The following is a 7,932-nucleotide window of genomic DNA, read 5'->3' as shown; positions in this document are numbered from 1 at the left end:
TTCGCCTCATCCTCGGCACACACCCGAACGACGTCGGTCCACTGTCCGGCGTCGCCGACTCCAGCCGCGTCCACCCGCCGCACGACGGGCACGACGGAACCCGCCTCCGGAATCACGAGCGCACTCGGCGCACCGTCGACGACCTCCAGGCGGGCACGCAGCACGTCATGGTGATCCACCAGCCGCTGAAATGCCGCCCCCAAACGCGACAGCTCCAGCCCGGCCGGCAGCCGAAGCAGCATCGACTGGGAAAACGCCCCGGTCAGTGCCGCCGGACCCGCCCGCTCCACCAGCTCGCGCATGACCGGTGTGAGGGGCACCCGCCCCACGCTCTGCGCCCGCGGCTCCGACGCGGTCGCCGCAGCCGTCCCGGCGATACGCGCCAGTCCGGTCGGCGTCTTGTGCGCGAACACCTGCCGAGCATTGATCACCACACCTGCCCGCCGCGCCCGGGAGACGACCAGCATCGACATGATCGAGTCGCCACCGAGGGCGAAGAACGAGTCCTCGGCCCCCACCCGCTCCAGGCCCAACACCTCGGCGAACAGCCCGCAGAACAACTCCTCCAACGGAGTCCGGGGGGCGCGTCCTTCGGCGCCGCCGAACTCGGGGGCCGGGAGGGCGGCCCGGTCGAGCTTCCCGTTGACCGTGACCGGCAGGGTCTCCAGCTGCACGAACGCGGCCGGGACCATGTAGTCCGGCAGCTTGCCCGCGGCATGATCCCCGAGCAGCTCGACATCCATGCCCGCATCCGCATCGGCCGGCACGACGTAGGCGACAAGGCGCTTGGCCCCCGGCTGGTCCTCCCGCACGATCACCGCGACCTGACCGACGCTCTCGTGCGCGGCCAGCACCGCCTCGACCTCGGCCGGCTCGATCCGGAAACCACGGATCTTCACCTGATCGTCCACACGACCTTCGAAAAGCAACTGCCCCTCGGAGGACCACCGGGCCAGGTCGCCGGTCCGGTACATCCGGCCACCGCCATAGGGGCACGCCACAAAACGTTCTGCCGTGAGGGCGGCCCGACCGTCGTAGCCCCGCGCCAGACCGGAGCCCGCCACATACAACTCGCCGGTCACGCCCGGGGGTACCGGGCGCAGGAACTCGTCCAGGACGTAGGTGCGCGCGTTGTCCATCGGCCGGCCGATCGGCACACTCGCCGGAACCACGTCGCCTGTGACGTAGGGGATCTGGGTGGTGAACGCGGTCGTCTCCGTCGGCCCGTACGTCGACCGAACCTTCAACCCCGGATGCGCGGCCAGCAACGCCCGGATCGCCGACGCCGATACGACGTCACCGCCGGTCGACACCTCGCGCACACCCGCGAAGATCTCCGGCGACTCCTCCGCCAACACCCGGAACAAACCGGCCGTCGCGTGCACGTTCGTCACACCGTGCTCGGCGATCAACCGACCGCGCGCGACCGCGTCCTTCTCACCCGCAGGCAGCAACACCAACCGGCCACCACGCGTCAACGGCACCCAGATCTCATACGTCGACGCGTCGAAGGCGTGGTTCGCCTGCACCAAAACCCGCTCGACCACGTCATCACGCCAACTCCGGTCCGCGACGAAACTCGCCACGTTCCCGTGCGTCACCGCCACACCCTTCGGCCGGCCGGTCGACCCCGACGTGTACATCACATACGCCAAGCTCTCCGAGGAGACCTTCACAGCCGGCGCTGACCGATCCGAGGACGCCTCGAACAACTCTTCAACCGAGGTCGTCGCGAGGCCTTCCACCTCACGATCGGCCACCACCAGCGAGACCCCGGCCTCGGCCACCACCGCACGCAACCGCTCCACCGGATGATCACCATCCAGCGGCACATACGCAGCACCGGCCTTCACCACACCCAACAGCACAGCGATCAACTCGGGCGACCGGTCCATCACCACACCGACCCGGCACTCCCGACCGATCCCACGACCCGCCAGCCCTCGCGCAACCCGCTCCGCACGCGCATCCAACTCCGCATACGTCAGCGCGACATCACCCGACACCACCGCCACCGCATCCGGAGTCCGCACCACCTGCGCACCGAACAACTCCGGAAGAGTCCCCACCCCGACCGGCCGAGCAGTGTCGTTCCATCCGTCCACCACCAGACCACGCTCGGCCTCCTCCAGCAGGTCGAGCCGGCCGACCGGCAGCGTGGGGTCCGCGGCGATCTGTTCCAGGAGTCGTACCAGCCGCCTTCCCATGGTCGCGACGGCCGCCGCGTCGAATCGATCGGGCTGGTAGTCGAACCGCAGCTCCAGATCGTCCAGTGGGGCGACGGCCAGGGCCAGGGGGTAGTGGGCGGCGTCCTCGCTCGCCGAGCCGTCGATCTTCAGGCCGCTGAGCCGCAACGGCCCGTCCGGGGTGCGCGGATAGTTCTGGTAGACGAGGAGCGTGTCGAAGGTCGCGCCGGTTCCGGCGAGACGCTGGATCTCCGTCAGTCCGAGGTGTTGGTGCGGCAGCAGTTCCGCTTGCCGGAGCTGGAGTTCGGTCAGCAGCTCCGCGATCGTGCGGTCGGGGTCGAGGCGTACTCGCACCGGCACCGTGTTGATGAACAGCCCCAGCATCTGCTCCACACCGGGCAGGTCCGCCGGCCGACCCGCCACCACGGCGCCGAAGACGACATCACTGCGGCCGGTCAGCATCCCGACCAGCGCGCCCCACGCGCCCTGGATCACGGTGTTCAGCGTCAGACCGTGTGCACGGGCGACCTCGCCCAGCTCCTCCGTCAACCGGGCGCCGACCGTCAACGTCGTGTGGCCGGGGACGGAGGGCTTCGCACCGGGGTCGGCCGGGTGGACCAGTGTCGGCTCGACCGTCCCGGCGAGGGCCTCGCGCCAGGCCTCCCGCGCCGCCTCCTTGTCCTGACGGCCCAACCACGCCAAGTACTCCCGGTACGGCGTGACCGGCGGAAGCACCGACACGTCACCACCGGCCGCGTACACCGTGGACAACTCGCCGAACAGAACCGGCAGCGACCAACCGTCCAGCAGGATGTGATGCATCGTCAATACGAGTCGATGATGCGACTCGTCGAGTCTCAGCAGCAGCAACCGCAGCAGCGGCGGAACCGCCGGATCGAACCGGGTCTTCTCGGCATCCGCGAGGCGTTCGGCCTCGCGTTGCCGTTCGGCCCCGTCCAACCGGGACAGGTCCACCTCACGCCAGGGAAGCTTCACGCCCGAGGCGATCAGCTGGACGGGGTCGCCCGTACCCCGCCGCTGGAAGCTCGCCCGCAGAGTCGCGTGCCGGTCGAGGAGCGCCTGCCAGGAGGTGCGTAAGAGGTCCGCGTCCAGCACGCCCCGGAGTTCCATCGCACCCTGGAGCACATAGACGTCATGGGCCTCCTCGTCGTACCCCGCATGGAACAGGAGACCCTCCTGAAGCGGTGAGAGCGGCCACACATCCTCGATGCGCACCTGGGTCACTGCGTTCACTCCTTTTCGCCGGCTAGATGTATCTGGAACTCGTCGATCTCGTCCTGGTCGAGGTCGACCAGGGTGAAGTCGGAGGGCGTGTGGCCGCCGGTGCGGGAAGCACCGCCCGGGTCTGTCGTATGGGCCACGAACCCCGTGAGCATCGCGACCCAGCCCGTCGCCAGCTCGTGGAGGGCGTCCCGGTCGAGCAGCCCCGTCGGGCAGGTCAGGGTCACGGTCAGTTCGGGACCGTCGGGCAGGTCACGGACCAGTCCACCGGCTTCGAGGGCGTGCGAAGCGGCCATCCGGGCGTCCGCCGTGCCGCCCAGGACCACGTCCCCGACAGGCTGCCATCTCGCCTTTCCGATGTCATGGCCGTCCAACTGCCCAACAGCGGAGGCGAATCGTCCCAGGTAGTTGAAGCCGATCTGCGGAGTGGGCACGCCGGCCAGGGCCGTCGCCGTCCGCGGGTTCAGGTGGCGCAGGAGTCCGAAGCCGAGCCCGTCGGCGGGCACCGCCCGCAGTTGCTCCTTGACCCGCTTGATGAGGTCGCCCGCCGCGGCGCCGCCGGCCCGGATGTCCGCGTACTCCTCGGTGCCGGGGTTCAGGCGCACCGGGTGGGAGCCGGTGAACCAGCCGACGGTCCGGGTCAGGTCGAGGTCGTCCGAGAGGGGGCCGCCGGTCAGTGGCGTGCGGCCGTGGCCCTCGACGTCCACCAGCATTCCCGCCCCGGTGTCGCGGCCCCTGCCGTGCTGCCACTCGGCGACCGCGCCCGCCAGAGCGGCCAGGAGCACGTCGTCGATCCCGGCGTAGAAGGCCACCGGAACGCGGGTGAGCAGGTCCGTGGTCACGGTGGCGGGGACGGGCAGGGAGACCGCGTGGACACCGGCGGCCACGGTGTCCACGGCCGGGTCGAGCGCCCTGTTTCCGATCAGCGGGTCGGGGCCGTCCAGCAACGCGGTCCACGTGGGCAGTTCGGCCGTCCGTTCGGGACTGGCCGCCTGCTCCTCCAGGGCTCGCGCCCACCGGCGGAACGAGGTGCCTGCCGGGTCGAGTTCGACGTTCCGTCCGGCTTCCAGGGCCTCGTAGGCGGCTGCCAGGTCCGGGAGGAGGATCCGCCAGGAAACGCCGTCGACGACCAGGTGGTGCGCCACGAGCAGCAGCCGTCCGGGCGTGTCGGGGCCTTCGTCGAACCACACCAGTTGGACCATCACGCCGGCAGACGGGTCGAGTCGGTCGACGGCGCTCCGGAACTCGGCCGTCACGTCCGGTGTCGCGGCGCGGACCACGCAGTCCGCTCCGGACGGCCCGGCGCCCTTCTCCGGTACGACCAGCGCGTCCGGACCGCCGTCGACGAGTTCGAGGCGGGCACGCAGTACGGCGTGGTGGTCCAGCAGTGCCCGTACCGCTGCCGCCAGCAGGGAAAGGTCCAGCCGGGCGGGCACGTCCACGAGCATCGACTGGGTCAGCGAGCCGGTCAGCGCGGTCGGCCCCGCGCGCTCGACGAGTTCGCGCATGACGGGCGTCAGGGGCACTCGTCCCACGCCCACATCGGGCACCCGCGCCACGGCGGTGGAGTCGGCGGCGGTCGAGGTGGCGACCCGTCCCAGGTTCGCGGCCGACTTCTGCTCGAACACCTGCCGGGCCGTGATCGTCACGCCGGCCCGCCGGGCCCGGGAGACGACCAGCATCGACATGATCGAGTCGCCGCCGAGTTCGAAGAACGAGTCCTCGGCCCCGACCCGGTCCAGACCCAGGACTTCGGCGAACAGCGCGCAGAGGACCTCCTCCACCGGGGTGAGCGGGCCTCGGCCGGCAGGGCGGGCGGCAGGCTCGGGCGCGGGCAGCGCGGCCCGGTCCAGCTTGCCGTTCACCGTGACGGGCAGGGAGTCGAGCGCGACGAAGGCGGCCGGCACCATGTGCTCGGGCATCAGCCCGGCCACGTGGTCGCGCAGCTCCGCGGGGTCGAGTCCGGCGCGCGGGTCCGCGGGCACGACGTACGCGACCAGCCGCTTGACGGCGTGCGCGCGGCCTTCCGTCCGGTCGGCACGGGCGATCACGGCGACCTGGCCGACGCCATCGTGCGCGGCGAGCACGGCCTCGATCTCGCCGGGTTCGATCCGGAATCCGCGGATCTTCACCTGGTGGTCGACGCGGCCGGCGAACCGGAGTTCACCTCCGTCGGTCCAGCGGGCCAGGTCACCCGTGCGGTACATCCGCTCCCCGGAGTCCGAGAAGGGGCAGGCGACGAACCGCTGGGAGCTCAGATCCGGACGGCGGACGTAGCCTCGCGCCAGGCCGGTCCCGGCGACGTACAGCTCTCCGGTCACTCCGGGGGGAACGGGACGCAGCCACTCGTCCAGGACGTACACGCGGACGTTGGCGATCGGGCCGCCGAGCGACACGGCGTCCGGGAGCGCGGCGGGTGCGGTCCAGCTGGTGACGTCCACCGTGGCCTCGGTGGGGCCGTACTCGTTGTGGAACTTCCGTCCCGGGGCCCACCGGCGCACCACGTCGGGGCCGCATTCCTCGCCCGCGGTGACGACGTGCTCGATCCTGCGCAGTACGGTGTCCGTCCGCGCGTCGTCCGCCCGGAGCGTCTCCAGGACGCTCGGGGTGAAGGTGACGGCATTGGGCTCCAGGGTTTCCAGCTCCAGCAGGATGTCGCCGTCCCGCCGGGCGACGCAGAGGGTCGCCCCACTCGTCAGCGTCGGGTAGATCTCCGACACCGACGTGTCGAAGGACACCGAGGCGAACTGCAGTACCCGATCTCCGGGCCCCCAGCCGTAGGCGCCGATGCGCCAGGTCACGTAGTTGGCGAAGCCCCTGTGCGCGACGGCGACGCCCTTGGGCGTTCCGGTCGAGCCGGACGTGTAGATCACGTATGCCGGATGCGTGGGCCGCAGCGGCGCGACCCGGTCGGCGTCGGTCGGCACGGTCGCCGGGCGGCCGGCCAGATCGACCGCCAGATCCGGGGCGTCCCAGATCAACGCTTCGAAGCCGGCTGCGGCTTCCCTGCCGCCGCTGGTGCACACCAGCAGCGCGGGTTGGGCGTCGGCCAGCATGAAGCGGATCCGCTCGGCCGGATAGCCGGGGTCGATCGGCACGTAGGCCGCGCCCGACTTCAGTACGCCGAGCAGGACGACGAAGAGGTCGACCGACCGCTCCATCACCACGCCGATCAGGTCTTCGGGGCCGATCCCCCGGTCGATGAGGTGGTGCGCGACCTGGTTGGCCCGAGCGTCGAGCTCGGCGTACGTCAGGGCCGCGTCCGCCGTGACGACGGCCGCCAGGTCCGGGGTCCGCGCCGTCTGCGCCTCGAACAGCTCGGTTACCAGTACGCCCGGTTCGGGTCGAGCGGTGTCGTTCCAGTCGCCGAGGATCCGCTGCCGTTCGGCCGGTTCCAGTACGTCGAGTTCGCAGACCCGGATGCCCGGGTCGAGGGCGAACTGTTCCAGGAGCCGGGTCAGCCTGGCCACGAGGGCCCGTACCGTCGGCCCGTCGAACACGTCGGGCCGGTACTCCAGCCTCAGCTCCAGCCCGTCATCGGGGGTCGCCACGAGGGTGAGCGGATAGTGGGCCACTTCCTCGCCCCCGCCACCGGCGATCGGGAGTCCGCCGGGCACGGCCCCCGCATCGGGGTCGCGCGGATGGTTCTCGTAGACCACGAGGGTGTCGAAGGTCGCGCCCGCACCGGCCGTGCGCTGGATCTCCGTCAGCCCCAGGTGCTGGTGGTCGATCAGCTCGGACTGCCGGCCCTGGAGATCCGACAGCAGGTCGCAGAAGCGTCGGTCCGGGTACAGGGGCACCCGGACCGGGACGGTGTTGATGAACAGTCCGAGCATCCGCTCGACGCCCGGGATCTCGCCCGGGCGGCCCGCGACCGTGGCGCCGAACACCACGTCGGTACGGCCCGACAGCATGCCCACCAGGACCGCCCACGCGCCCTGGACCAGGGTGTTCATGGTCAGACCGTGGGTACGGGCCGTTCCTTGCAGGGCCCGGGTGAGCTGTTCGCCGGTGCGGGTGACGACGTGTCCGATCGGCTCGCCGTCACCGAGGTCCGCGGGCCCCACGAGCGTGGGGTCCTCGACGCCCGCGAGGAGCTCGCGCCAGGCGTTCCGGGCGGCCTCCTTGTCCTGACGGCCCAGCCAGGCGAGGTAGTCACGGTACGGTGCCACCGGCGGAAGGGCGCTCGCGTCGCCGCCGGCCGCGTAGATCCGCGACAGCTCGTCGAACAGGATGGGCAGCGACCAACCGTCCATGACGATGTGGTGGGAGGTCACCAGCAGCCGGTGGCGTGCATCGCCCAGCTTCAGGAGCAACAGGCGCAACGCCGGTGGGACCGCGAGGTCGAACCGGATCGCCTGCTCCTCCTCCGCGAGCCGGTGTGCCTCGGTCTCGGCGTCCGTGTCGGGCAGGCCCGACAGGTCGACCTCGCGCCACGGCAGTTCCACATCCCGGACGACGACCTGCACCGGGCTTGCCATGCCGACCGGCTGGCGGAACCCCG

2 protein-coding genes are annotated in these 7,932 nt (G+C 71.1%); both read right to left on the bottom strand.

Translation table 11 applies throughout. The annotated features are described in order from the left end of the window. Positions 1-3,431, bottom strand: a 3,431-nt coding sequence (locus ACFYZL_RS39815; protein WP_388686070.1) for an amino acid adenylation domain-containing protein, incomplete at its 3' end; no start/stop codon positions are given. A gap of 5 nt (positions 3,432-3,436) precedes the next feature. Continuing rightward, on the bottom strand, positions 3,437-7,909 hold the full coding sequence (locus ACFYZL_RS39810) for an amino acid adenylation domain-containing protein (RefSeq protein WP_388686067.1): 4,473 nt from the start codon (positions 7,907-7,909) through the stop codon (positions 3,437-3,439). Between the last annotated feature and the right edge of the window lie 23 nt (positions 7,910-7,932).

The sequence above is a fragment of the Streptomyces sp. NPDC001717 genome (genome assembly GCF_042892775.1).
Lineage (GTDB): Bacteria > Actinomycetota > Actinomycetes > Streptomycetales > Streptomycetaceae > Streptomyces.
This window is presented reverse-complemented; position numbering and strand designations above follow the sequence as displayed.